The sequence below is a fragment of the Balneola sp. genome (assembly GCA_003712055.1).
In the GTDB taxonomy this organism is placed as follows: Bacteria; Bacteroidota; Rhodothermia; order Balneolales; family Balneolaceae; genus RHLJ01.
On record RHLJ01000002.1, the window covers coordinates 517,790 to 544,549 of the forward strand.

Annotated in this window: 24 protein-coding genes and 1 tRNA gene; 15 read left to right on the forward strand and 10 right to left on the reverse strand. The window is 37.4% G+C overall.

What is annotated here, in order from left to right:
* Nucleotides 1–91: 91 nt before the first annotated feature.
* Nucleotides 92–2,086, reverse strand: a complete 1,995-nt coding sequence (locus ED557_07235) for a TonB family protein (protein RNC84764.1) — start codon at nt 2,084–2,086, stop codon at nt 92–94.
* A gap of 1 nt (nt 2,087) precedes the next feature.
* Nucleotides 2,088–2,465 (reverse strand): BlaI/MecI/CopY family transcriptional regulator, encoded by a 378-nt coding sequence (locus ED557_07240; GenBank protein RNC84765.1) that lies wholly within the window; start codon nt 2,463–2,465, stop codon nt 2,088–2,090.
* A 101-nt stretch (nt 2,466–2,566) separates the two neighbouring features.
* Here ED557_07240 and ED557_07245 point away from each other — a divergent pair, with 101 nt between their 5' ends.
* From ED557_07245 to ED557_07265, 5 genes are all read left to right on the forward strand, one after another.
* Complete coding sequence (locus ED557_07245) at nt 2,567–4,138, forward strand: cryptochrome/photolyase family protein (GenBank protein RNC84814.1); 1,572 nt, start codon at nt 2,567–2,569, stop codon at nt 4,136–4,138.
* A 114-nt stretch (nt 4,139–4,252) separates the two neighbouring features.
* Nucleotides 4,253–4,942, forward strand: a complete 690-nt coding sequence (locus tag ED557_07250) for a hypothetical protein (protein RNC84766.1) — start codon at nt 4,253–4,255, stop codon at nt 4,940–4,942.
* 36 nt (nt 4,943–4,978) lie between these two features.
* Nucleotides 4,979–6,469 (forward strand): hypothetical protein, encoded by a 1,491-nt coding sequence (locus tag ED557_07255; protein RNC84767.1) that lies wholly within the window; start codon nt 4,979–4,981, stop codon nt 6,467–6,469.
* 41 nt (nt 6,470–6,510) lie between these two features.
* A complete protein-coding gene (locus ED557_07260) occupies nt 6,511–7,872 on the forward strand; it encodes a replication-associated recombination protein A (protein ID RNC84768.1) in 1,362 nt (453 codons plus the stop codon).
* 359 nt (nt 7,873–8,231) lie between these two features.
* On the forward strand, nt 8,232–8,777 hold the full coding sequence (locus ED557_07265; GenBank protein ID RNC84769.1) for an NADPH-dependent oxidoreductase: 546 nt from the start codon (nt 8,232–8,234) through the stop codon (nt 8,775–8,777).
* Here ED557_07265 and ED557_07270 read toward each other — a convergent pair.
* The 4 genes from ED557_07270 to ED557_07285 all read right to left on the reverse strand — a co-directional run bounded on the left by ED557_07270 (nt 8,774) and on the right by ED557_07285 (nt 11,914).
* The gene (locus tag ED557_07270; protein RNC84770.1) at nt 8,774–9,478 is read right to left on the reverse strand and encodes a DNA-binding response regulator; all 705 of its coding nucleotides are present in this window, start codon (nt 9,476–9,478) and stop codon (nt 8,774–8,776) included. The two genes, ED557_07265 and ED557_07270, sit on opposite strands and share 4 nt — an antisense overlap.
* Entirely contained in the window at nt 9,468–11,174 is a 1,707-nt protein-coding gene (locus tag ED557_07275) for a sensor histidine kinase (GenBank protein ID RNC84771.1), read from the reverse strand. The genes ED557_07270 and ED557_07275 overlap by 11 nt, the downstream gene beginning before the upstream one ends.
* Nucleotides 11,175–11,286: 112 nt before the next feature.
* Complete coding sequence (locus ED557_07280; protein ID RNC84815.1) at nt 11,287–11,634, reverse strand: response regulator; 348 nt, start codon at nt 11,632–11,634, stop codon at nt 11,287–11,289.
* A gap of 189 nt (nt 11,635–11,823) precedes the next feature.
* A tRNA-Leu gene (locus tag ED557_07285) sits at nt 11,824–11,914 on the reverse strand.
* A 138-nt stretch (nt 11,915–12,052) separates the two neighbouring features.
* On the opposite strand from ED557_07285, the gene ED557_07290 reads away from it, so the two are divergent.
* The 7 genes from ED557_07290 (at nt 12,053) to ED557_07320 (ending at nt 18,116) form a co-directional block, all read left to right on the forward strand.
* On the forward strand, nt 12,053–12,619 hold the full coding sequence (locus ED557_07290) for a porin family protein (protein RNC84772.1): 567 nt from the start codon (nt 12,053–12,055) through the stop codon (nt 12,617–12,619).
* 75 nt (nt 12,620–12,694) lie between these two features.
* On the forward strand, nt 12,695–14,938 hold the full coding sequence (locus tag ED557_07295) for a bifunctional (p)ppGpp synthetase/guanosine-3',5'-bis(diphosphate) 3'-pyrophosphohydrolase (protein ID RNC84773.1): 2,244 nt from the start codon (nt 12,695–12,697) through the stop codon (nt 14,936–14,938).
* 165 nt (nt 14,939–15,103) lie between these two features.
* Nucleotides 15,104–15,418: an integration host factor subunit beta gene (locus ED557_07300; protein ID RNC84774.1), complete on the forward strand. Its 315-nt coding sequence runs from the start codon at nt 15,104–15,106 to the stop codon at nt 15,416–15,418.
* Between the two features lie 12 nt (nt 15,419–15,430).
* Nucleotides 15,431–15,856, forward strand: coding sequence for a Holliday junction resolvase RuvX (ruvX, locus tag ED557_07305; GenBank protein ID RNC84775.1), 426 nt, complete (start codon nt 15,431–15,433; stop codon nt 15,854–15,856).
* Nucleotides 15,857–15,861: 5 nt separating this feature from the next.
* Nucleotides 15,862–16,413: a peptide deformylase gene (def, locus tag ED557_07310; protein RNC84776.1), complete on the forward strand. Its 552-nt coding sequence runs from the start codon at nt 15,862–15,864 to the stop codon at nt 16,411–16,413.
* Between the two features lie 16 nt (nt 16,414–16,429).
* Entirely contained in the window at nt 16,430–17,344 is a 915-nt protein-coding gene (locus ED557_07315; GenBank protein RNC84777.1) for a methionyl-tRNA formyltransferase, read from the forward strand.
* Between the two features lie 73 nt (nt 17,345–17,417).
* The gene (locus tag ED557_07320) at nt 17,418–18,116 is read left to right on the forward strand and encodes an ankyrin repeat domain-containing protein (protein ID RNC84778.1); all 699 of its coding nucleotides are present in this window, start codon (nt 17,418–17,420) and stop codon (nt 18,114–18,116) included.
* 1 nt (nt 18,117) lies between these two features.
* Here the strand turns inward: ED557_07320 and ED557_07325 are convergent, their stop codons facing one another.
* Nucleotides 18,118–18,930 (reverse strand): hypothetical protein, encoded by an 813-nt coding sequence (locus ED557_07325; protein ID RNC84779.1) that lies wholly within the window; start codon nt 18,928–18,930, stop codon nt 18,118–18,120.
* Between the two features lie 81 nt (nt 18,931–19,011).
* Complete coding sequence (gene pruA, locus ED557_07330) at nt 19,012–20,625, reverse strand: L-glutamate gamma-semialdehyde dehydrogenase (GenBank protein RNC84780.1); 1,614 nt, start codon at nt 20,623–20,625, stop codon at nt 19,012–19,014.
* Nucleotides 20,626–20,872: 247 nt separating this feature from the next.
* Between pruA and gap the strand changes: the two genes are divergently transcribed.
* Both gap and ED557_07340 read left to right on the forward strand, forming a co-directional pair.
* Nucleotides 20,873–21,871, forward strand: a complete 999-nt coding sequence (gene gap / locus ED557_07335; protein RNC84781.1) for a type I glyceraldehyde-3-phosphate dehydrogenase — start codon at nt 20,873–20,875, stop codon at nt 21,869–21,871.
* A gap of 153 nt (nt 21,872–22,024) precedes the next feature.
* The gene (locus ED557_07340; protein RNC84782.1) at nt 22,025–23,797 is read left to right on the forward strand and encodes a DMT family transporter; all 1,773 of its coding nucleotides are present in this window, start codon (nt 22,025–22,027) and stop codon (nt 23,795–23,797) included.
* Here the strand turns inward: ED557_07340 and ED557_07345 are convergent.
* Together ED557_07345 and ED557_07350 are read right to left on the reverse strand one after the other, a co-directional pair.
* Nucleotides 23,786–24,508 carry a class I SAM-dependent methyltransferase gene (locus ED557_07345; GenBank protein ID RNC84783.1) on the reverse strand — a complete coding sequence of 241 codons (723 nt, stop codon included), beginning with the start codon at nt 24,506–24,508 and terminating at the stop codon, nt 23,786–23,788. The two genes, ED557_07340 and ED557_07345, sit on opposite strands and share 12 nt — an antisense overlap.
* Before the next feature lie 32 nt (nt 24,509–24,540).
* Nucleotides 24,541–25,479 carry an integrase gene (locus tag ED557_07350; GenBank protein RNC84784.1) on the reverse strand — a complete coding sequence of 313 codons (939 nt, stop codon included), beginning with the start codon at nt 25,477–25,479 and terminating at the stop codon, nt 24,541–24,543.
* Nucleotides 25,480–25,562: 83 nt separating this feature from the next.
* Here ED557_07350 and ED557_07355 point away from each other — a divergent pair, with 83 nt between their 5' ends.
* Complete coding sequence (locus ED557_07355; GenBank protein RNC84816.1) at nt 25,563–26,459, forward strand: M28 family peptidase; 897 nt, start codon at nt 25,563–25,565, stop codon at nt 26,457–26,459.
* Nucleotides 26,460–26,760: the final 301 nt, after the last annotated feature.

Consider the following 26,760-nt stretch of genomic DNA (forward strand, 5'->3'; position numbering starts at 1 on the left):
ACAAAATATGTTTAAAATTAAAAAACTCCGCACTAGTACGGAGCCTTAAAATCGAAGTTTCAAAAAAAATTAAAAAAAGAAAAATCTAAAACTATTCTTTGAATTCATGATATACTTTGGCGGTATTTAAACCAATATAGGTAATGACAAATTCATTTCTTCCAGGTGGTAAGTTTGTCAAAGTAACTACCCCATTTTCATTAGCTGCTGAACCTATATTTGTACCCGAAACACTAACAGTAGCTCCAGCAAGGGGTTGAGAGGTTGCGTTTGTAATTTTAAACTTTACTTCATTATCTGAATAACTTAACAATACAGCTACAATATCATTATTTGAAGTAAAATCAGAATCAGATAATCGAAATACAATTGGTAATGTATATTTCACCTTAACTGGCTGTCCTCTTTGAATTCCAGGAGAGAATTTAGCTTCTTTTACCACTCGTAAAGCTTCTTCATCGGCTCCACCACCTATCCCACGGATGATCTCAGGACTTTCCACTTCTCCCTGTTCATTAACTATAAATTGTACGGTTACTCGCCCTTCTATACCGGCTCTTTTAGCCATTGTCGGATATATAACTTTACTTTGAAGTGAACTTAGTCCTCCTATAAGTTGAGGCATTTCTTCAACTACAATAAAGACATCCGGATCATCATGGCTTATTTCTTTGCCATCCAGTCCTAAAAATTGATCAATTGTCTGTGTAGCAGCTGCAACCCCATGAGAAGGCCCTACTATTTTTATAGCTTTATGAGTTACCCATAACTCGGCTTCAGAAATGCCATCAAGGAAATTGGAGCTCGATGAAATCACTACATCCATTTGATTAATTTTAAAACGAGCAGTATTGCCTATGAATTCTCCTGCGAGCTGGCCTTCATCAAATCTTGTTGGGGATATCTTGAATACTCCATATTCTCCAGTATTAATAAAAAGAGCAGAAAGCCCCGAAGAACTAGCTCCAGCATCTCCATCCTGGGAAAAAACTTCTTCTCCATTGATTTCAACAGTAATGCTTTTCATGCTAAACGAAGTGCCTTCGAGTTCTTCATAACTCAAACCTTCAGGTGCTCTTAAGTCGGAGCAAGCAATAGGTATAGTTATAATTATTAGCAGTAAGCTTAAAAATACTAAGCTTCGTTTAAGCGAGGTTTTATAAATAGAATGTTGTTTCATAGTTACAAGGCGTTTTTTAAGTGTAGATTGTCGTACAGCCATACTCACTGAGAATTCACTTAAACCCCTATTAAGAGGTAAAAGCTCATAAAGCATGGAGGCATATTTTTTTAAAGACACATCGGTTGTATTCAATACTTCCTGGTCACATGAGATCTCTCTGTAAGTTTCAATTTCTCGGGCACCAAATTTGATAAGTGGATGGAACCAAAACAGAGATTCAATAACGGATAGAAATAATTGTAATAAGTAATCTCCTCTACGAATATGAACTAGCTCATGCCTAATGGCCATTTCTATTTTTTTGGGTTTCGATTCAATTCTCTTAGGTAGTACTATTACCGGGTGTTTCCATCCAAAAGTGAAGGGAACTAAAGGGTGTTCTATGAAAGAGACTTTGACGTTTTGAAATGAGGTTCCTCTAAACTCGTTGATATTGCTTAAGCTGGTTTTGAACAGTCCCCTGTATAAAGCTTTAAGGCGATAATAGCTTATAGCCAATCTGATGATCATTATAACACTCACTATTCCAAGAATCATTGTAAGGACACCAAGAAGGAAGTTGGGCTCAAACCAGTTCAGGTTTACTACCTCGGCACTTCCAACAGAATTTTCGAGAAGAAATGTTTGCGGAGTTTCCACAATAAATAAAGCTGGATCAAAAGGTTGAGTCGAAGAAGTGTTTGATACAAAGAAATGAACTCCGAAAGCTGTAACTAACCCAAGCGGTATGGCAACTAAGGTTGCTGCTCTTAAGTGATAATGGTAGAGAGGGTTTAGTTTATTTGAGGAGCTTAAAGCCAAAAAAACAATAATAGCGATAGAAGTCCATATGAGTAAGGGAAACCAGAAAACGTCTAAGCTTTGTAAACCGGTTTGTTGAAGAAAATCATATAAAGCTTGCATATCAGTCCTCCAGCTTATCAATCAATTTTTTTATTTCAGCAACTTCTTCTTCGCTAAGATTCTCGTTCTTAACAAGAGTTTGAACTAATGCAGCAGGGGATCCTTTAAATACCTTATCTATTAGTTTATCGATAAGATTAAACTGAACTTCTTCGGGTTTTTTTGCGGCGCTATATACATAGGTTGCTCCATCTTTTCTGTACTTCAAATACCCTTTGTCATTCAGGTTTTTCATGATAGTCATTACGGTGGTGTAGGCAACCTTCCTCTCCTGAAGGATACGTTCCTGGACATCTGCAACGGTTGCTTCTCCAAGCTCCCATACATGATGCAGGATTTCCATTTCAGTTTCACCAAGGGGAGTCAAAGATTTCTTCATACTATTACGATTTAGTTAATACTAATATAATAGTATTAATATTTGAAGCAAACACTTTTTTGGAAAAGGAACTAACTAATGTTCCTTTTTATTTGCTGGGTATGAGTAATCGCGCATATCTCAGATGTATAGATTCAAATATTCAACGACCAAATCTTAAAGAATATTCAAAGGCTGTTTTTATTCTACATGATCAGTTGAATATTGATGCCTGGCCGGAATGGGTTAGGGAGGAAAAGCCTCTTCTAATATTTATAGAGTCGAAGGCCAAAGGTTCTTCTTTGCCATACCATAAAAAGAAGTTAGTATATCTATTGAGTTCGATGAGGCACTTTGCCTTAGAACAATGCTCAGAAGGTTATCCGGTATGTTATCACTCTACACCAGGTCATTATGATGACGGGCTCAGAGAATTATTAGGAGGAAGTATGGATTTGAAAATATCATATATGACTCCTTCCGAGTGGGAAACAAGACAAAGAATAAAAAGCATTTCTGAAGAATTTCCGGAGCGTCTTACGGAAGTTCCAAATACCTTTTTTCTTGCGGATGCTGATAAGTACAAAGAGAAAATAAGGCCGGGTTCTAGAATGGAGTATTTCTATAGGGACATGCGCAGGCAAACAGGTTACTTGATGAATGGAGAAGAGCCTGAAGGAGGTTCCTGGAATTATGATGATCAAAACAGGGAGAAACTTCCGAAAGGAATATCGATTTCGGAGCGAATGACTACCAAATTAGATGTAATTACAAAGGAAGTAATAGAATTGGTAAGGCATGAATTTGATAACCATTTTGGAGAGATTGAGAGCTTTGGATATGCAGTTACCAGGCTCTATGCATTACACCGGCTAAATGAATTCATAGAGAAGTGCCTGGATAACTTTGGGCCGTATGAGGATGCAATGAGCAATGGAGAGCCAGTAATTTTTCATTCTCACCTTTCTATGTATTTAAATAATGGACTCCTATTACCTGAAGAAGTGTGTGATGCTGTAATAAAGGCTTATAAAGAAGGAAAGGCCAGGCTGAACTCAGCGGAAGGGTTTATCAGGCAAGTGATTGGTTGGAGAGAATTTGTGAGAGTATACTATGAAGCGACCATGCCTGAAGCTCGGGATTTTAATTATTTCGAGTTTGATGAGAAGTTACCAGAGCTGTTTTGGACAGCTGATACTAAAATGAATTGCATGAAAGAATGTGTCAGTCCGGTAATAGAACAGGGCTATTCGCATCACATTCCTCGGTTAATGGTACTTAGCAATTTTAGCAAACTTACAAAAACAGATCCAGGGGATTTGAATGAGTGGTTTTGGTTTGCATATGTTGATGCCTATGAATGGGTAGTCCTTCCAAATGTATTAGGAATGTCCACATTTGCTGATGGTGGTATTTTAGCATCAAAACCATATGTAGCAGGTGGGAATTACATTAATAAGATGAGTGACTATTGTAAAAATTGTGCATATAAAGTGAAACAGAAAACAGGGGAAGAGGCATGTCCATTTAACTACCTCTATTGGAATTTTATTGATGAACAACGAGAGACTTTTGTACAGAACGGGAGAGCTAATTTTATGGTAAACTTGTACGAGAAAAAATCTGAAGACGAAAAAAAGGCAATAAGAGAAGACAGTGAAAAATTCCTTTCAACCCTGAAAAGGATCTCTTAGACATGGAATTTTTTGTTAGGCATACCGCACAAACATGCTTCACATCTTTATGTAATACTTTCTCCACTAGGATTAAAAGAAATTCCCCCAACCTAAACAATCTCGGGAGGAGTTATGATACGCATAGTTACCATTTTTTTAATTCTATCTATTTCAGGAATTATCCATGCACAATCATTTAATATTGATGTAGGCTTTGCGTTGGGGACTCCTCAGGGAAGTTTTCAGCAAGCATTGGATAGAAATTCATACGGGGTAGACTTGGCAGGAACATATCAGCTTCCAGGCTTGCCGATCCATATAGGAGGAGGCTTGATATATCAGAATTTTGGTTGGGCAGAGAGATCAGAATACTTTAGTCCTGACATCCAGGAAGTGTTGGTTAGAGTTCGAACCACCAATAATATGGTTACTCCACATTTCTTAATGCGTTTTGAACCAGCTTATGGAGCTATTCGTCCTTTTATAGAAGGAATGATAGGTATCAACTACCTATATACTGAAAGTAGTGTAGTTGATGATTGGAGTGAAGAAGATATTGCAAGCACGATCAATTATGACTACACAACCACAAATTATGGAATAGGTGGGGGGTTAAAATTTAGGCTATATGAAGGGTATGACGAGGATGGAGATTTTTTTGGAGTTTCCATGATAGTAAAAGCTAAACACATGTTGGGTGGAGAAGCATCTTATCTGAGAGAAGGGGGATTGATTAGAAACCGAAGAGGCGTAGAGTATGATGTAACCCGATCCAGAACCGACTTAACAACATTCAATGTGGGAGTAGTATTCAGTTTCTAAAGGAATGTCTTGGACTCTAAATCAGTTTGTACATTTATGCAGACTGATATCAAGAATATTAACAGCTTCCGAAAATTTACAAGAAACAATAAAGCTCCAAATAAGGATGGGGCTTTTGTTTTGTATTGGTTGCAAATTACACGCCGCTTTCATTATAACTATGCTCTGGAATTTGCCATTGCATGGGCCAATAAGTTAGGTAAGCCTTTATTAGTGTATGAAGGATTAAATATTGCCTACCCTTGGGCGTGTGACAGATTCCATAAGTTTATGATGGAAGGAATGAAGGAAAACCTGGATTATGCTAAATCGCAGGGGATAAACTTTTATAGTTTTGTAGAGTCAGAAAAAGGGCAGGGTAGGGGCTTATTCTATAAGTTAGCAGAAGAAGCTTGCATGGTTATTTCTGATGAACATCCAGTATTCATAACCCGAAAACACAACGAATCGGTAAGTAAGAAGCTGGATATCCCATACATTACTATCGATTCAAATGGGTTAATTCCCCTTGGGGTTACTGATAAAGATCCCTATTCCGCTTATCTGTTCAGGAAGGTAATGCAAAAACATTTTATAGAAGCATATACCAATCCGCCAAAAGAAAATCCCATTCGAGATTTAAAAAATAAGGATAAGATCATCCTTAGCTCTGAATTCCTCAACACTTATCCTGCAGGAGATGTTCTACTCGAAGATATTGGGAAATCCATTTCACAATTTGATATTGATCATGAAATCTTACCTATAGGGGCAAAAGGAACAAGAAAAGCAGCATTAGCAAAGCTTGATGATTTTATAGTAAACAGTTTATTTGAATACAATGAAAAGCGGAATCACCCAGATGAGCAGAAGACAAGTGGTCTCAGCGGTTGGTTACATTTTGGAAAAATTAGTGAGTACGAAATTGTAAAGGCAGTTTTGGAAAAGCAACCTGAGGATTGGGATATAGGTTCAATAACCCGCAATGGAGGGAAGAATTCGGGCTTCTTCAACGGGAATTCGAGTATAGAGAGTTTTCTCGATGAGGTAATAACCTGGAGAGAAGTCGGTTTCCATTATGCACATCATAGGCCCGATTACGATAAATTTGAAAGTCTACCGGCATGGGTACAAGAAACAATGGCCGATCATAGGGATGATAAGCGCGAGCATTTATATACGTTCGAAGAATTTGAAAAATCTAAAACTCATGATGAACTTTGGAATGCTGCTCAAACCCAGTTAAGAGAAGAGGGTATTATTCATAATTATCTGAGAATGCTTTGGGGTAAGAAAGTGATAGAATGGACCCCAGATTATCGAACAGCCTTAGATTATTTAATCGAATTAAACAATAAGTATGCAATTGATGGGAGAGACCCAAATAGCTATTCCGGAATTTTTTGGTGTTTGGGGAGATTTGATCGGGCATGGCAGGAAAGAGAGGTTTTTGGAAAGCTTCGATATATGACAAGTGAAAGCACACGCAAAAAGGTAAAACTGAATCAATATCTGAATAAGTACGGAGCTCAAAAAAGTTTGCTGTAAGTTAATTAAAACATATATTGCACATATTTTATTTATATGTGATGGATCTTTTCCAGGAAAAAAAGCACAGCAACAATAACAAGGTTAATGAACCTGACACCTTCGATTACCACCAGCCTTTAGCTACAAGGATGCGTCCTGATAGCTTAGCTGAATTTGCGGGGCAAGAACATTTGGTAGGAGACGGAAAAATGCTACGTAGAATGATAGAGAGTGGTGTAATTGGCTCACTCATTTTTTTTGGTCCGCCAAGCTCTGGTAAAACAACCCTTGCACATGTTATCTCTAAAGAAATTAAAGCGGTATTTGAAGTAATAAATGCAGTATTGGATGGAATAAAAGAATTACGTTTGGTCGTAGAAAAAGCTGAAAAGCTGAGGAAACTCAATGGTCGCAAAACCATCCTTTTTGTTGATGAAATTCACCGATGGAATAAAGCGCAGCAAGATGCTCTTCTACCTCACCTCGAATCCGGAATAATAACTCTGGTTGGCGCGACTACCGAAAATCCATTTTACTCATTAGTAAACCCACTTTTATCCAGGTGTCAATTATTTGAATTAAAGCCTCTACTTACTTCTGATGTTGAGAGAATGATTTATCGGGCGCTTGATGATTCTGAAAGAGGGTTGGCAAGTAAAAAGATTGAAGTAGATAAAGGTGCGGTCAAACATTTTGCTGAATATGCAGGGGGAGATGTAAGAAATGCTCTTAATGCACTTGAGGTAGCTGTATTATCAAGCGAGGAAGAAGGCGGAAGAATCCATATTACACTAGAGGTTGCCAAAGAGAGTATTCAGAGAAGAGTGGTTAGATACGACCGGACTGGAGATGAGCATTATCATTATATATCTGCCTTCATAAAATCTGTTCGAGGTTCTGATCCTGATGGAGCACTTTATTGGATGAATGCGATGCTGGAAGGTGGGGATGACCCAAACTTTATTTTTCGTAGAATGTTCATTCTTGCCAGCGAAGACATCGGACTTGCAGAACCTAATGCAATCACTATTGTAAATTCATGCCACGAAGCTTTTATGAAATGCGGTATGCCGGAGGGTATGTTTTTCCTTTCTCATGCAGCACTTTATTTGGCAGTTTGCCCGAAGAGTAACAGCACATTAGGAATATTTAAAGCCAGTAATGAAATCAAGTCGAGGGGAGTAGGAGAAGTGCCTCCTTATTTGAAGGATAAAACGGCTAATAAACTTTCTTCCCGATACATGGATATTGAAAACGCATCAAAAGAATATAAATACCCTCATGATCATCCCGGGAATTGGGTAGATCAAAATTATCTTCCGGGAAATCTCAAAGGAATAAGTTTCTATAAGCCAGGTTTAGAGGGTAGAGAGGGTTTACTTCATAAAAGACTTGATGAGATAAAAAAGAGAAACAGCTAACCTTGATTTAGCTTTAATGTAACTCCGTATAAAAAAACAGGCGAAGAGGATCAGCACTTCGCCTGTTGTTGTTGGAGTCACTAATACTTCCGGAAGGAAAATTGCAGCCTAACCAACCTAATCCTTCCGGCTTTGTATTAGGCGGAATAAAAACATGAGTAAAGTTATTTTTCTAACTCGTAAAATGATACGGAGTAAAGCTACTAAAACAAAATAAAATTAGATATTTCTTATAAAATATTTAAATAAATTAAATATCTATCTAAAAAGCGCTTACAATATTTATTTAGAAGTTTAAATGAAGGTTGGAATGATTTTCTTTATCAATCAGTATTTTATGCATCATCAAATAGAAAAAAATGCAGTTAAAAATTATTAGTTCTACTGACCGCCCTAATTCAAAATCTTTGGAAGTGTCGGGGTATATCCAAAAGCTATATGATAAGCAAGGGGTCGATACTTCTGTTGTATCCTTAGAAGATTTTCCTTTGCAGGATGTTGCTGGGGGGAAATATGGAGAAGAGATACAATCAGTTAAAAATTTCCGAGATCCGGTACTCAACGCAGATGCACTTCTATTTGTAATACCAGAGTACAATGGAGGTTTTCCGGGTATTCTGAAGGTCTTTATTGATTACCTGCCTTTTCCAGGAGCTTTTGAACATCTTCCAATGGCTTTTATAGGGGTTGCAGCAGGTGCTTTTGGGGCATTAAGAGCAGTAGAACAATTTCAAATGGTTGCAAACTATAGGAACTCTATTCAATTCCCTGAACGAGTATTTATTAATAGAGTAAGCTCTGAGTTTGATCCTGAAAGTGGCCTGAAAAATGAATTCCAGCAGAAGCTTCTAGAGGGGCAAACCAAGAATTTTATCGGTTTCGTAAGGCGTCTTAAGGATAACTAAGTCGTCTTTAATAGGTATCCGACTCCGTGTAGAGTAATTAAATATCTGGGGTCTTCCGGATGAACTTCAATTTTAGCTCTCAATTTAGAAATATGAACATCAACTGTTCTGGTATTAGTACTGTACTCATATCTCCAGACCTTTTCGAGAAGTTCATCTCTTGAAACAGGTTCTCCACCGGCACCAAGTAAGTATCTAATTAATTCTACTTCACGGGCTGTAAGTTCATTAACTGATCCGTCCGGGAATTGTACCTCCGATTCCAATAAATCTATCTTTACTGATCCTAATTTGAGAATCTCGACTTCACTAGAAGAAGAGTAAGTTCCTGCCCTTCTAAGACGAGCTTGAATTCTTGCCAGTAGTTCTTTAACACCGAAAGGTTTCGTTAAATAATCATCAGCACCTAAATTTAATCCCTTTACTTTATCTATTTCCTGATCCTTGGCAGTAAGCATTATAATTGGGAAGGCGTACTTAAGTTCACGTACTTCTTTACAAATATCATACCCACTTTTGCCAGGTAACATGATATCGAGAATCATTAAATCCGGAGAATATTCCTGAACCAGTTCTACGGCTCGTTCTCCATCTTCGCTTACAATTACCTGGTATCCTTCACTTTCCAGGGTGTCCCTAAGTGTAAAGATTAAACTTGGTTCATCTTCAACTACAAGAATTTTGATCGTTTTATTTGGCATACTCCGAAATATTGCTGATTTGTTGAGTTAGATCTCCATGATTTTGAGAATCCCTGTCTATGTGCTTTTCGCGGATGAAAATAGGGAATTTGATCGTGAAAACAGTTCCCCTTCCAACTTCACTAGTAACATGTATAGTTCCACCATTCAATTCGACCAGATTTTTGACAATACTAAGGCCGAGTCCATGTCCCTTTGTCTTTGCATTTAGTGAGTCTTCAACTCGATAAAATTTCTTGAAAATATTTTTAAGATGCTTTTTGGGAATCCCTATCCCTACATCTGAAACTTTCAAAACAACAAACTGATTCACCGTTTTAAGGCGTATTTTTATAGCCTTATCTTCGGCACTATATTTTATTGCATTCTCAATAAGGTTACTGATTACCGTTTCAAAATGATCTCTGTCGATCATAATGAGTGTAGAATCAGAATTATAATTGAAGGATAAGGTAAAGCCCTTACTTTCAATATAAGGTCGGTTTTCCTTCACGTAATCCCGTACTAATTCTAGTAGGTTAGCAGGACTTGCCTTTATGAGAGTTTGTCCGGAATCAGATTTCGCGACATCTAACAGTTTTTCAATCATTCTTCTTAACCGGATAGACTCATTGTAAATATGATCTCCATACTGCTTTAATCTCGCCTTCTCAGTTACTCGCCCATCAGAAATATTTTCGCCTGCAGCCTGCATTACTGCCAATGGAGTTTTCAATTCATGGGTAACATTTGCCAGGAAACCTGCCTGACGCTGAGAAAGGGCTCTTTCTCTTTGTGCGGTATAAAACATGAAGACCAAAGCACCTACTAAGAGGAGCATAGCAACACCCAAAACAATCAGGTTTTTTAGAAGTGATTCGTTGTAAATATTACCAACCGGATTGTCTAGAAAAGCGATCTTGATATTCCAGTTCTCAAGCATGTTTCCATAAATAAAACTTCGACGGGTATTTACAATTTCACGATCGTAATTAACGGAAGGGTTATTAGTCGCCAGTACTACATTATTCGCCCAGTCATGAAGCCAAAGAATAGTACCTGGGTTATCAATTGGATCAAAATACTCCGTTAGAAGAGGAGCGATCATATCATTGACGATATAGTCTTTGTTTAATGTGACCGTGAGATAACCAATGATTCGATTTTCTTTAATGTTAATGAAGCCAATGTTCATTGTTCGATGCGCATCAAACTCTACATTTGTATTCCAGTTATATTCTAAACTATTTAATTCGATACGGGCTTTTGTTCTTACCAGCCCCACTCCATCACACACAGTGCTAGGGTAGGAGTCAGTAAATACCATGGTTTCATTCGAGTAATTATATGAGTAGATCTGCTCCTCATCTAAGCATGGGTCAGTACCTTCTGGTGTATAATAAATGCCATCAAATACTTCATTCTTAGATGCCTCTACAATAATTTCCTGTACTTGAGAAGGAAATTTTCCATGGTTTGCGATAGTGTTTTCAGTAGGTTCGAGCTCCAGTTTTCCTAAGGGTCTGAATGGTCCATAGAATTCGAAACGTACTTTAGATACAAGCTCATCAAGTAGATCGAGCTGCCGCTCTTCTTCAGAAGCAATTATTCTATCTCTAATATCATAGAGCGAATATACATTCATTCCAGTCAGTGCTATTACAGCTAATAGCGCTAATCCGAGCAATGACCATCTAAAAACCTTACTTCGAAGCATGAGTGATATTCTTGTTGATCACAAAAATAGAATAAGAATAGATTACATCAACCTAATTATGGTAAAACTTCGTGAAGGATAAAAGAATTATGGGGAAATGGAAAAGAATGATCTATCTAAAATTCTTTTCTATCGATTCTTTTAGGTCATTAAATTCGATGGGCTTTACAAGATAATCAACGTAGTTAGTTTCCTTAGCTCGTTGAACATGATAAGGGTCAGAATTTCCAGTGATATAAATTACGGGGACATCAGAGAATTTTCGTATTTCTGTCATTGCTTCAATGCCATCCATTTCTCCTTCAAGAGAGATGTCCATAAGTATCAAATCCGGGCTTATTCGTTTGGCGACTTCAATGGCTGTTTTACCATACACTAATTCACCTTCAGCATCATAACCCAGTTTCTCTAGATAACTCTCATAAAGCAGATTCAGTATAAGATCGTCTTCTACGATCATCACTGTTTTGTTCTGAGATTTTTCCATGTGTTAGTCAATCATTCCTTCAAGAACTTACCCTTCACTAATAATAACATGATAAAACATTAAACAAAATTTTTTACATGAATAATTTAGCATGCATTTGTTTTAATTGGGTTTTATCAAACTAGCGGGCAAAAAAAAACCTACCGAATTTCGGTAGGTTTTTAGTACCGCGGGCCGGACTCGAACCGGCACGGGCATTTAAACACCCATTGGATTTTAAGTCCAACGTGTCTACCAATTCCACCACCGCGGCTAACCATTCTTTACATTGGCTTTTAGAACAGCAAATATACGACTTAAATTTAGAACTCTTCAATTCATTTCTACTAAAATGTTATTGAATAAAACTGTGGTTTTGTACTTTCCAGTATTCAGCAATAAGGATTGGTTTATGACTAAAGTTTTTTCGGTATTAATTCCTCTAGTAGTTCTTTTTACGAGCCCGGCATTTGCTCAGTTAGAGGTGGGGGCATCTTATGAATTAAGGGATGAAGATCCTCAAAGTGGATTTGGACTTAGGGTACAAAAAAGCTTTTTAGATCAGTTGTCGATGGTCAATGTTGGGCTTCAAGCTCATTTCAGTTTTTTTAGTGATCAAAATGATGTTTCGGAAGCAGGTATTTCTTACTCGCAGGACTTAACTAATTATGATTTCGGAATTGCTGTAATTGGAGGTGTGTCTGTAGGATTGATAGAGCCTTACCTTGGTTTGGGTTTAGGTTCGACTACATTAGATATAAACAGGAAGGATATTATCGGGGCGCAGGTTGGACTGGAGCCAGGTGACGAAAGTGAATCCAACGTATATTGGAATGGGATTGTGGGAGCAAAAGTAAGTATAATACCTATACTTAAACCTTTTGTAGAATACAGGTATTCAGATACTTCATTAAGTGGCCCTGAACTCTCAGAGGCGACTACTGGAAGGATCCTATTTGGAGTATCGTTAAGCTTTTGATGAGTGATAAAAATAATCACATAAATTTCTGACTAATTCGTTTTAAACTCATCGTTTAGTTAGGTTTATTGATATATGGCTAAACCCACTACCATAGAAAAGTTCAACCTGGATGAATACATCCTCGAAAAAGCTCAACAGCAAGATCTGGAGCAATTACTTGAGGTGTGTAGGTTACATATCGAAAATACCGATATTAATATGGTAACAAGGGCTTTCAAGCTCTGTTATTTGTCTCATAAGGATGGAAAAAGAGCTTCGGGAGAGCCTTACTATTATCACCCTGTTGAGGTTGCTAAAATCGTAGCTCAGGAGATAAATATAGATGATATCTCTGTTGTAGCAGCCTTACTACACGATACCGTAGAAGATACCGAGGTAGAACTCGAAGACATTACTTACTGGTTTGGTGAAGAAGTGTCAGTAATTATAGATGGTGTTACTAAAATAGCTGGAGTATTCAAAAGCAGAGACAGTAAGCAAGCCGAGACCTTCATGAAACTGCTTCTTTCTATGGCAGAGGATATTCGTGTGATCCTGATCAAATTTGCTGACCGTCTCCATAATATGAGAACTATTCAGCACTTGAGAAGGGAAAAACAGATACAGATAGCTTCCGAAACCATGGATCTTTATGCTCCGTTAGCTCATCGCTTTGGATTATTCAGCATAAAAAATGAATTGGAAGATTTATGCTTTAAAGCAATTGATCCAACCTCATTTAAATTCATTGCCAGGAAACTAAGAGAAAAGAAAGAATCGAGAGAAGTATTTATTGATGAGTTTATGATGCCCATCGGCAGGCAGCTTGTTGAACAGGAATTTAAGTTTGAAATTAAAGGAAGGCCAAAGCATATCTATTCCATTTACAGGAAAATGCAAAGGCAGCAAAAACCATTCGAAGAAATTTATGATTTATTTGCCATCAGGATCATTTTAGAAGGGGAGCATACCAAAGAAGATTGTTGGAGAGTATATTCCATTATTACCGATTGGTACACTCCTATTCCGGAACGATTTCGGGATTTTATTTCTGTTCCTAAGGCAAATGGATATCAGTCTCTTCATACCACTGTTATTACCAATAAAGGAAAGAAAGTGGAGGTACAGATCAGAACAAGGAGAATGGATGATATTGCTGAAAAAGGACTTGCAGCACATTGGAAATATAAAGAGGGAGAGCAAAAGGGAAGTGAGACCCTAGATAAATTTGTAAACTGGGTTAGGGATGTATTAGATAATCCTCGCCCGGATTCGACAGCAGATTTTGTAAAAGACTTCCAATTAAATTTATATCAGGAAGAGATTTATGTGTTCACCCCAAAAGGAGAGCTCAGAACCTTACCTAATGGTGCAACTCCTATCGATTTTGCGTTTGAGATTCATAGTGAAATCGGTGAACTGGCTATGGCTTCAAAAGTTAACGGGAAAATGGCTCCATTGCGGCAGAAGCTTAAGAATGGAGACCAGGTTGAAATAATAACAGGAAATAAGATCAACCTTAATCCGGATTGGATTGATGACGTAGTTACTCATAAGGCTAAATCAAGGATCCGTCAGTTTATAAAACAAAAACAAAGAAAAGTAGCTGACGAAGGAAGAGAGATATGGGATAAAAGAGCCGCTCGAGGTAAAATTGAAATTTCAGATCAGGAGCTCACCAAAATAGCAAAACGATTCAAGTATGAATCTACCCAGGGCATGTTCTATGATTTGGGTTTGGGTTCGATGGATGTAAACACTGTTTTTAGACAAGTAAAAAAGTTTAAGAGCACTGGAAGGATAGAGGGAGATGCATCTGAGGCAACTCAAAAGTCTGAGGAAGAAATCCAGGAAACCTATTACTCAACAGCGCGTGGTTTAGGAGGTGCACAATCACTTATTCTTAATGGGGAGTTAAGTAATGTGAAATTTACTTATGCCAATTGTTGTAACCCAATTCCAGGAGATGATGTAATTGGTTTCATAAGTAGAAATGGTGATGTGAAGATACATCGTACTATGTGTAATAACGCCCAACATCTTTTAAAGACTGAGGGTGAGCGAATTGTAGATGTGCAATGGGCAAGAAATATTGAGAACAAATTCCTTGTAGCCATAAGAGTGATTGGAGAAGATAGGGTGGGTCTTATAAACGATTTAACTGATATCTTATCCAAGTCATTATCTACTAATATGAAAAGCATTAATGTTTCAAGTGATGAAGGTATGTTCGAAGGAATTTTGACATTATATGTAGATGGTATATCTCACCTAGATAAGATTATGAAAAGGTTGGGAAAAGTAGATGGGGTTAAGAATGTGCTAAGATATGAGTAAGGGCTTGGGGAAAATTTTGAGTAGACTTTAGCTCAAACTATATGTAAAATCACTTGCTATTCACTTTAGGTTAAAGCGAAGGACAAAAAATAGACATAGCATTCCAATAGGAAGGACAAAAAACATAGCACAAAAAAGTGCACAAACATACGAGGAATAATAGTTATGATGACTTACACTAAGCGTGATATTGTTCGTCGGGTAGCGGAAGCTAAAGGCGAACCAATGATCAAAGTAGAACCTTGGATTGATGCTGTAATCGTTGCAATGCGCGAGATTATGATGTCAGCAAATACCGAGTGCCGTATCGAAATACGCGATTTTGGTGTATTTGAGGTAAAGGAGACTAAAGCAAAGCCAAAGGCTAGGAACCCGAAGACTAACGAGGTGATTTATGTGCCAGCACACCGTAAGACTCACTTCAAACCAAGTAAACTTTTAAAAACCTTTTTACGTCAGCCTTTAGAAGACGTAAAGTAACAGCCACAAACTTTGCAGGAGTATTCACGTCTGGTCGGTATTGATGTTGGAATAAAACGAATCGGTATTGCCCAGACGGATCTCCTCAAAACATTCTCCAGCCCTGTAGGCACCTATTCTCCCGAGCAAGTTTTTGCTCGCTTGGAAGGTATTGTCTCAGAATCGAAGGTTCAGGCATTTATTGTGGGTTGGCCTTTACAACCTGACGGTTCTGAAGGAGATACTGCGACTATGGTGCAATCTTTCATTGATCGATTAAGTGCTACATTTCCTACAATTCCCATCCATAAAGTTGATGAGCGCTATTCGTCTAATGAGGCTATGGGTTTAATGATAGATGCTGGTCTAAAACGAAAGAAAAGGAAGCAAAAAGAGAGTGTGGATAGAATTGCAGCAGCCATTATCTTACAGCGTTATTTGGAAGAAAATCATTCTTAAATCAAATGCCGATTTTACCAATTGTTACTTACAACGATCCTGTTCTAAGAGCTAAGGCTGAGCCCGTTCAGGAATTTACTGAAGAGGTTGTTCAGTTTATTCAAGATATGTTCGATACAATGTATAATTCAGACGGAGTGGGGCTCGCAGCTCCTCAGGTTGGAGTATCAACAAGAATTTTTGTACTGGATGCTGATAATATGTTGGATGAAGAGGAAGAAAAACCAGGTCCTATGGCATTTATCAATCCTGAGATTCTTGAAAAGAAAGGTAGTGAAATCCCAATGGATGAAGGGTGTTTAAGCATCCCGGAAGTAACCGATAAAGTAATTAGGCCAGAAACAGTAGTTGTTAAGTATAAGGATGAAGAATTCAATGATTGTGAAATAGAAGCTTCCGGCTGGCTTGCTAGAGTCATACAGCATGAATATGACCACCTCGATGGGATTTTATTTATCGATTATCTAAGCTCATTTCGCAAAAGAATGCACAAATCAGATCTGAAAGAAATCGAAAAAGGAATTAGAGAAACTAAGTATCCTGTTAAGCCAAAGTGACAAAAAATTCTCCGGGATGAATATTATATTTATGGGGTCACCCGATTTTGCGATTCCAAGTCTTGAAAAAATTTCCAACTCAGAGTTCAACCTTAAAGCAGTTGTAAGCAATGTAGATAAGAGAAGGGGAAGGGGCTCTTCCGTTGCTCCCACTCCGGTAAAAGAGAAAGCAGAGCAATTGGGTGTTCCTGTTATTGAAGTGGATGACTTAAACGACCCTGCTTTTGCTGAACAGTTAGCTTCTTTACAGGCAGACATCTTTGTGGTTGTTGCGTTTCGAATTCTTCCAAAAAACATTTTAGAGATACCGAAAATTGGTTCCATCAATCTGCATGCTTCTCTTCTCCCTAAATATAGAGGAGCCGCTCCAATTCACTGGGCAGTTATTAACGGAGAAGAGGAAACGGGTTGCACAATTTTCTTCCTTGATGAAAAAGTAGATACCGGAAAGATCATTCTCCAAAAAAAGACCCTTATTGATGATAATGAAACAACCGGAGAGGTATATTCCCGTTTGATGGATATGGGAAGTGACGCTTTATTGGAAGCGATGTATCTCATAGAAAGCGGGAGCCATACTGAGGTCACTCAAGACGACGCATTGGCTACTCCTGCTCCCAAGCTTTTTCGGGAAACCTGCCACATTGATTTTGAAAAGCCAGCTCGTGAAGTACACAATAAAATCAGAGGGCTAAGTCCATTCCCAACGGCCTGGGCTAACCTGGATGGAGAGAAATTTAACTTATACAGATCAAGGTTGGGGCCCATTGCCAATATAGATCCCGGAGAGTTATTAGTTCGAGGTGATAAACTATTAGTTGGTTGTGGAGATGGGACAGTTGAACTATTGGAGATTCAACTTCCAGGAAAAAAAAGAATGGAAACTAAAAACTTCTTAGCAGGTAATACGCTCGAAGGAACGCTCAAATAAATTAACGATAATTTAGTTTGAGAAAGAGTCTCCGTTTTTTATCATCCGCGAAATCAAAGGTTATTTGTCAACCATGGAATCACAAGATCTCATTATAGCTGCAAAAGAAGGAAACCTGGAAACAGTTAAAAAACTTCATAAAGAGGGAATTGACCTTAACACAATAAATAGCAGTGGAGCCTCTGCGTTAATAGTAGCAGTTGAAAAAGAGCAGGAAGAAGTAGTTAGCTATTTGATTAAAGCCGGAGCTGATTTAAACATCGAAACGAAAATGGGGGGTACCGCTTTAACTAGGGCTGCTGAGAATGGTAATCTAACAATGATTAACCAGCTTTTTGAAAAAGGAGTAAACGTTAGTTCTCTGGCACTGATTGTTGCTGCTCGTAAAGGTAATCTTGAGGCTGTACAGCTCCTTACTGAAAAAGGAGCTGATATAGATTTTCAACAAAGATGGGGGCATACTGCTCTTATGGTTGCCGCCAAAAGCGGAAGTCTGGATGTAGTAAAATATCTTATTGAAGAGGGGGCAAATATCTCGCTAAGAGATCGCAATGGAGATACGGCGATGATGATCGCGAATGAAAACGATCATGATGATGTAGTGTTGGTATTGAAAAGAGCGGGAGCCATCACGGAATCCAAGCCAAAGAAAGAGAAAAATACTGCTCCTGCGCCTGAAGATGAGGAAGAGGAAGAAATTGATGATACTCCGGATGTAGAAGATTTGGTATCGGATGAGCAAGCTCCGGATGAAATTGACCTTGATGATTAATTTATTCTCTGAGCTGGTTATTTAAGTTATCTCCACTTTCTTCGTTTCCATATACATCTTCTGATTCAATGTTTATCGAAGAAGTATTTGTAGTATTGACTTTCTTTTTTACTTCCTGAATACTGGAGGGAAGTTGATCCAAAATTTTATCCGCTAAAGTTCTGAGGCTTTTTAGTTTTCGTTTCCTCCAGGCTACATCCAGTGTATAAACAAGTAAAGAGGAGATTCCCCAAAGCCCGGCACCCATCACAACTGCATTTCTTATTGACGGTTCAAAAACAGCCATACCAACAACGGTAAGTAAAAAAGCCAATATGGCGCCATATCCGACTCCTTCTGTTAAAGGACTTCCGAGGCCTACTCTTTGAGATAGCCTGAGCTTTGATTGGCCTTCCCTTGTGTTAAGGGACACTATCGTTTCAATTCCAGACACACTGGTATGAGTCCATTCTTTTTTCTGATGATGCTCTTTCGTACTCCCAAAAGTATCGCCTCCAAAGTGATGGGTTAGTTCCGCAATTACGTCATCCCAAACTAAATCTTCAGGAGCTTCAGTATTAAATTCTCTCTCTTCAAAAATATGGGTATCTGTAATCCCTGAATGTCTAACTATCTTCTGACCTCTCATTTCCAGAGCAGCCGTTTTCAGGTATTGGATATCAAGCCCTGCTTCTTCTCCGATGCTTAAAAGCTCATCCATAGTCAAACCGGATTCTTGCTTTTCTTTATTTCTAGCTTCCTTTTTTTGAAGCTCGGTAGCTCTTTTAATGATTCGTTGGATCTCGTCTTCAGAAAAAACTTTATTTGGCGCCACGTTGAAGTTCCGTTTAGTTACAAATAAAAAAACCCCGGTTTTATAACCAGGGCTTTAAAATAATCATTCAAAGACTGAAAATTAGTCTTTTGCATATTCGAATGAATGAACATCCATTTCGACACCCTCACTAGGACGAACAGTCATAGATTTTGGCTGTAGGAAATAGAGAAGGTAGTCACGGCCACCCGCTTTAGCATCCGTTCCACTCATGTTGAAGCCTCCAAACGGCTGGGCTCCTACAAGGGCTCCTGTACATTTTCTGTTTATATAGAGGTTGCCAACTTTGAATTCCCGCAAAGCTTTATCAATCTTCTTTGGATCCTGAGAGAAGTATGCACCCGTTAATCCATATTGAGTACTATTCGCAATTCTCAAAGCATCATCGGTGTCTTTTGCTTTTATAAAAGCGGTGACGGGTCCAAAGATTTCTTCCTGTGCAATACGCGCATTTTCGTCAATATCAGCAAAAACGGTTGGCTCTATATAATGCCCTTCATGTTCTGTTTCAGCACGTTTTCCTCCAGTCATCAGTCGACCTTCTGTTTTACCGATCTCGATGTAGCTCATAATTTTATCTACAGCTTGTTGATTTACAACAGGGCCTGAGGCGAAGTTATCTTTTGCATCTCCAACATTAAGAGCTTTGGTTTTTTCTACGACCTTTTCTAGTACTTCATCATAAACCGACTCCACAACAATAGTTCGAGATCCGGCTGAACACTTTTGTCCCTGGAAACCAAATGCACCTTTTACAATCTCCCCTGCTGCTTTGTCCAGATCGGCGTCGGCATCAACAATTGTTGCGTTCTTGCCGCCCAGTTCACAAACAAGTCGTTTTAAGAAATGCTGCCCTTCTACAACTTTTCCAGCTATTTCTGCCATATGTAATCCAACCGCCTTAGATCCGGTAAAACTTATGAATCTAGTTTTAGGGCTTGTAGTTAAAGCTTCTCCGACTTCAAGATTTTCTCCGGTTACAAAGTTAAATACTCCTTTAGGGAGCCCAACTTCTTCAAATATCTCAGCAACTATATGACCCATTTTTGGAGTATCAGGAGCTGGTTTTGCTACCACGGTATTCCCAGCAGCAATTGGAGCGGCGGCCATACCCAGGTAAATAGCAAAAGGAAAATTCCATGGAGAGATAGAAACTCCTGCACCAATTGGCATATAAATGGTTTTGTTGGCATCACCCCATGAATCTTTCACGGGCATACCAGTATCGAGACGCATAGCTTCGTATGCATAGTAGATCAGGAAGTCGATTCCTTCAGCAGTATCTGCATCAGCTTCTAGATAGTTTTTGCCTGCTTCGCTAATCATCCAGGCATTAATCTCAAGACGACGTCTCTTAACAACATCGGCTGCTTTTAGTAGATATTCTGCACGTTCTTTAGCTGGAGTATATTGCCATGTTTCGAAAGCTTCCCAGGCTGCATCCAGTGCACCAAGTGCTTGCTCGGTACTAGCCATTTGGAAAGTACCAATCACTTCTTTCAAATTAGAAGGGTTGGTGCTTTCAAAGGTACCTGAGCTTCCCTTAACCCATTCTCCATTAATATATAAATCATATTCCTTCCCGAAATTACTGCGAGCCTCTTCAAGTGCTTTTTTCTGAGCAGCATCAATAGTAGGATCAGAGAAATCCAAGTATTCTTCGTTGGTAAATTTTTCTAGGGTTAAGTCAGACATTTTGTTTACAAGTAGATTCTAGAGTTAGTATTACGCTTCAATTTTTGTAAATGAGGAGGATAAATATAGCTAGAAAAGCGCTCCCATTTCAAAAGTGCAATTTCAGATTTTTAAGTTACGGTAAAACCGTTGAAAATGGGACTTAGTAGTGGTAGTTTTGAGCGTATTTAAAAGAACTTTACGTGGATTTAAGCTTCCTAAAAAAGCAGATGAGGTTTAAATTCATTCATCTCAAAAAGGATAAAACATGTCTAAAATTAAAGTCGGAATAAATGGTTTTGGTCGAATTGGTAGAATGGTTACCCGCGCTATTTTAGCGAAGTATACTGATCAGATCGATATTGTTGGAGTTAATGATTTAACCGATACCAAAACACTTGCTCACCTGTTCAAATATGATTCTTCTCAGGGGATTTATGCCGGGGATGTTTCAGCGGATGGTGATACTATTAATATTGATAGCTTAAGCTTTAAAGTTACTGCAGAGCGAGATCCGGCAAACCTTAATTGGGGCGATCTTGGTGTAGACGTAGTAATCGAATCAACCGGATTTTTTGTTGATAAAGACGGAGCAAGCAAACACCTTGCGGCTGGTGCAAAAAAAGTAATCATCTCTGCTCCTGCGAAAGGAGAGGTTAAAACAGTGGTACTAGGAGTAAATGAAGATGTAATTGATGCCGATACTGCTATTTACTCTAACGCAAGTTGTACAACTAACTGCCTTGCTCCAATGGTAAAAGTATTGGATGATGCTTTCGGAGTGGTAAAAGGTTTTATGACAACCATTCACTCTTACACTGGTGATCAAAGAATTTTGGATGCACCACACAGAGACTTGAGAAGAGCAAGAGCTGCGGCTATTAATATTATTCCAACCTCAACAGGCGCTGCTAAAGCTGTTGGTTTAGTACTTCCTCATTTAAATGGTAAGCTTGATGGCGGAGCTGTCCGTGTTCCAACCCCAACGGGATCACTTACTGACTTTGTTTGCGAAGTAAGTAAAGAAACTACTATTGAAGAAGTAAATGCTGCTTTTAAAGCTGCTGCTGAAGGTAGTTTAAATGGAATTCTTGAGTATACTACTGATCCAATTGTATCTACCGATATTATTGGGAACCCACATTCAAATATTCTTGACAGTCAACTTACTAAAGTGGATGGCACTTTAGTTAAAGTAATTGGCTGGTACGACAACGAAGCAGGATATGCAAATCGAACTGCAGATTTGATTTCGAAGATCGTGTAAGTTGCCAATCTTGGAGTATTAAAGCCCGGGCGTTCCGTCCGGGCTTTTTTTATGTCCTAAAGTTTTTAAAAATAGATAGTTTCTTCTTTCCTCTTTTCTTGCTTTATTGGGCTGGGAATAAATAAAGGATAACTAGTAATTATTATTGAATAAATGAATAATTCACGCTCTTGGTTACTGGGAGTATTTTCTATTTTAGTTTGGAGTGGTGTTGCCGCCTTTATTAGGCGGGTTTCTGAAGACACAGATCCTATTCAGATCACTTATATTTCCATTTTCTTTGGATGTTTTTTTTCTATCCTTTATGCTATTGTATTAGATAAAGAAAAAATTAAACCTTTTGGAAAGCTTTTTTTAGCTGATACTAAACTACAGTTATTTGGAATTCTTTCAGGAATATTTTTAGTACTTCACTATTTTAGCATTTATTACATTTTTTCAACAGACTACGTAATTAAAGGAAATATAATAAATTATTTATGGCCTGTTTTACTTTATTTATTGCTAAAAATATATAATAAAAAAAAGCAGTATAGTGCCCCTTCTGATTTTATTTTTTTAATCATGTCTTTTTTGGGTGTCGCCTTAACTCTATCTCCGAAACAGGAGATGGGGATGCTATTTTTTTTTAGCAGCAACCTATATTTTATTTTATCCATTTTATCAGCCATTTCTGCAGCTCTTTACTTCTTTTTTTCCACGAGAATTAGAAATAAACTAGAAAGTGATGCTCTTTTTTTTACAATTCCGTTACTCACTGGCTTAATAATCTCTAGCCTACCTTTTTGGATTCAGAATTCAATATATGAGATCAATTTAAATTCAGTATTAGCGGGTTTTTTTCTAGGTTTTTTTAGTCTATCAAGCGCCAATATTGCTTGGATTTATGCTACATCAATAAATAAAAACCCTTCCTTTCCTTCTATAGCTTATTTTATACCAGTTTTAAGTACAATACTAGTTATAGTGATAAACGGAGATACTGTTGATCATTTAATAATTTCGGGGCTTGCCTTAGTATTTGTAGCAAACATATTTATACATATTAGGCAACACTCAATTAGTGAAATAAAAATATCGATATCATTATTGATAATATTCCTTTCCATTTCAATATTAACTACTCCTGGGGAGGATAGCATAAATTCATCTTTAACTGAGATAGCAGCTACAATTTTTGCTCTGTTTGCGGCTTTTCTTTTAAACCGTGTTTGGAAAAAAAATGAACACGAGAACTTGATTTTAAGTGAAGTGATTAACTTGGCTCAGAAACAAATAAACTCAAATAAATATGCAAATAGTATAATTCTTAGCTTTGAAAAAGGTATACTAGATATGTATATATGTGGGTCTAAATCTTTGAAAGAAAAGTATCTACAACTTAGAAATATTATAGAGTACTATATAGAAGATGAGTTAGAAAGACATGAATTATTGAGCAAAATTCGAGTCTGGTATTTTCAAAAAAATCCAGTTGTTAGTAATCCTGAGTTATTAATGCTTTTCCTCCTTGGGGGAATTTCAATCATACAACTATTGGCTAGTAGAACCCCTTCTCTATTAGGGGATTTTACTTTCACAATTTATTCAGCTACGATAACATTCATAATTTATATCATTTATGAATATGATAGGTTTGGGGTTGTCAAAAAAGATAATATAGAATCCATATCTGGCGATTTAAGTTTTCTTGATCCTTCTAAAGAAATATATATACCAAGGAAGTTAGAGCGGCATTTTGAATACTTGATTAAGTTTAATCAGACTTTTTTTTGGAATGAAAAAGGTGATAAGATTTTCCGAATAAATAAAAGAAAAATCATTACATCTTCTAAAATACTTTCTGTTACGCTTTTTATGTGCTTAATTATAGTTTTATTCGGATTAATTTTGGAAAAAAAATCCATATCTTTATTATCTTTTTGATATCAATGTAATATCGAATTCTTCAAATATATCAATAGTTTGTTGAATTTTTTTATGATCTGTTATCCATTTTTGTATTACTGTTTCTGATATATTCCACAAGCACGACAATTGTTTAGACTTTAATGCTCTGATATATTCCTTAAAAGGTACTGAGACAGGAGCTCCATATTTATTAGTTTCTAAGGAAAAATTGGAATCACTGAGCACTCTTTGTATTAATTCTTTCCTTTTAGATTCATTCTTTTCCGCAGCATAATTTTTTTTGGCTTTCTCCATAAGCCAATAACTTTCTATTGATATTGGAGTCTTTTGAATTAAACATAATATTCCTTGATCCTTAAGTAACAAAAAGAGGCTTAGTGGATCGAAATTTTTATCGAATAAATGCAAAGCACTTTTGATTACTATCAAATCAAACCTAAGAAATAGACTTTCAAAGTTTTCTACACTAAAAGTATCAAATCGGACATTGGGTGGGATAAATAATTTTTTAGCGTGATTTATTAATTCTTCATTTATATCTATTCCTAGCACATTCGACTTCTTAAATGCTTTTGAGATAGCTCTTGTAGAAGTACCTGTTCCACATCCAATATCTAGAATATTTTTAGGATCGATACTAATTGTATTGGATAAATTTTCGAAGAGTTTTGAATTGAACTTGTTAAAATTACTATAAAAGCTCTCAAAATCTTTCGGACTGTACATAATTACTAGTTATCCTGCACTCATAGGAAGAATCACCCAAGCACCAACCTATTCCTCGGATGTTTTGAAGCTAGAATCTCTCTTTGTTTTTGGTTGCTCACATGGGTATAGATTTGGGTGGTTAGAATGGAGCTATGGCCAAGGATTCGTTGGATATATTTTATGTCCACTCCTTCTTCTAATAGCATAGTGGCGAAGGTATGTCTGAAACAGTGAGGGGTCACTGTTTTAGTGATATTTGCTTTAGCAACATACTTCCGAATCATGAACCGGACAGACTGAGTAGAAAGTGGTTTATTCAACCGGTTATGGAAGAAATAAACAGTGAGCTTTGGAGAACTGAGTTGCCTGTATTCTTTCAAAGCTTTTAAGAGTTCTTTATTACAAAGCTGGATGACTCGTTCTTTATTACCCTTTCCATCTACTTTAATAAAGCCTTCATGGAGATTAATTCTGTTGCTCCTTAACCCGCATAATTCCCCAACTCTGATTCCGGTTGCAAATAGCAGTTCAAGAACGGCTATATCCCTAATTAGGGTTTGATATCGAAATGACGTCTTGCTCTTTATACTTCTTTTTTCTTTGTAGACGACCTTGAATAGTCGTCTTATTTCCGCCATCTCAAGTACAATAGGCAACCTAAAAGGTTCTTTTAACTGAATTCGAACTTTCCTAAATGGGTTTATAGCGATCTTATCTTCAAATTCGAGGTGACTAAAAAATGCCTTGGCTGAGGCAAGTTTTCGTTTAACTGACTTGATTTCATACTTCTTTACCAGGTGAGCGATATAGGCTTTGATTTCCTCTTTTGTGATTTCACTGATGGATGGATTTTTATCCAGCTGGTATTGTAAGAAATCATGGAATTGCTTTAAGTCAATTTTATAAGCTTTTAACGTTTTGGCGTTCAGGTTTTTCTCAAACTTGCAATGCGCAAGAAATTCAAAAATGTGTACTTTCATGTCCTTCATATTTTATAGTAGAAAAGCGCCAAATATGAAGAGGCAATCTTGATTTACCAATCATGAATATTTAATTCCAAAAGATGGCAATAATGAACAGGTTTCTTCCAGTTGTATTAATTCTATTCACATTAACAGCCTGTGCCCAGGAAGCACCAAAGGATGATGTATCAAACAGTGATCAATTAATTGAAGATTTAAGAATACTCTCTTCTGATGAAATGCAGGGAAGATTAGTAGGTACGGAGGGAAACGCTAAGGCACGAGCTTATTTGGTTGAACGCTTCGAGGAGATGGGAGTACCTGCTTTCAGAGATAATTATGAGCATCCCTTTTCCATTGAAAGAAGAAATGGGCAAATGGTCGATGGGATTAATGTTATTGGAATGATAGAGGGAGAAACAGATTCTGTGATCGTAGTTGGAGCCCATTATGACCATTTGGGAGTCAGTGAGGGTTTGATTTATAACGGAGCAGATGACAATGCATCAGGTACAGCAGGCCTTCTCGCAATAGCCGGATACTTTATGAAGACAAAGCCAAATCATACCTTAGTATTTGCAGCATATGATGCTGAAGAAGGAGGGCTTAATGGTGCAAGAGCTTTTGTTAGAGATTCTGTATTTCTCCAAAAAGTAGTATTAAAGGTGAATATGGATATGATTTCCCAGAATACAGCAAATGAATTGTATGTAGCCGGGACATATCATTATCCCTGGTTAAAGCCAATTCTCGAGGAGATTGAAACAGGAGATGTACAATTACTTTTTGGACATGATAGTCCCGATTTAGGGTATAATGACTGGACCATGGCCTCAGATCATGGACCATTTCATGCTAAGGGGATTCCCTTTGTCTATTTCGGAGTAGAAGATCATGAGCACTATCACGAGTCTACGGATGAGTTCGAAACTATCCCCCAGGAGTTTTATAAAAAATCAGTACAGACGATTTTGAATGCTGTAATTGCCCTGGATCAAAGCCTTTGAATGAAGAGTGAACAATGTTCAATTATCAATTCAGAATTAAGCCTTTGTCGATTACGAGTAGAGCGAGAAATCTAAATACTTGCCTTTTTTTACAACTTTCAGATCTCTTCTTCCAGTCGAAATGATAAACTTCTAATTGAACATTGAACATTGAACATTGAACATTGAACATTGAACATTGAACATTGAACATTGAACATTGAACATTGAACATTGAACATTGAACATTGAACATTGAACATTGAACATTGAACATTGAACATTGAACATTGAACATTGAACATTGAACATTGAACATTGA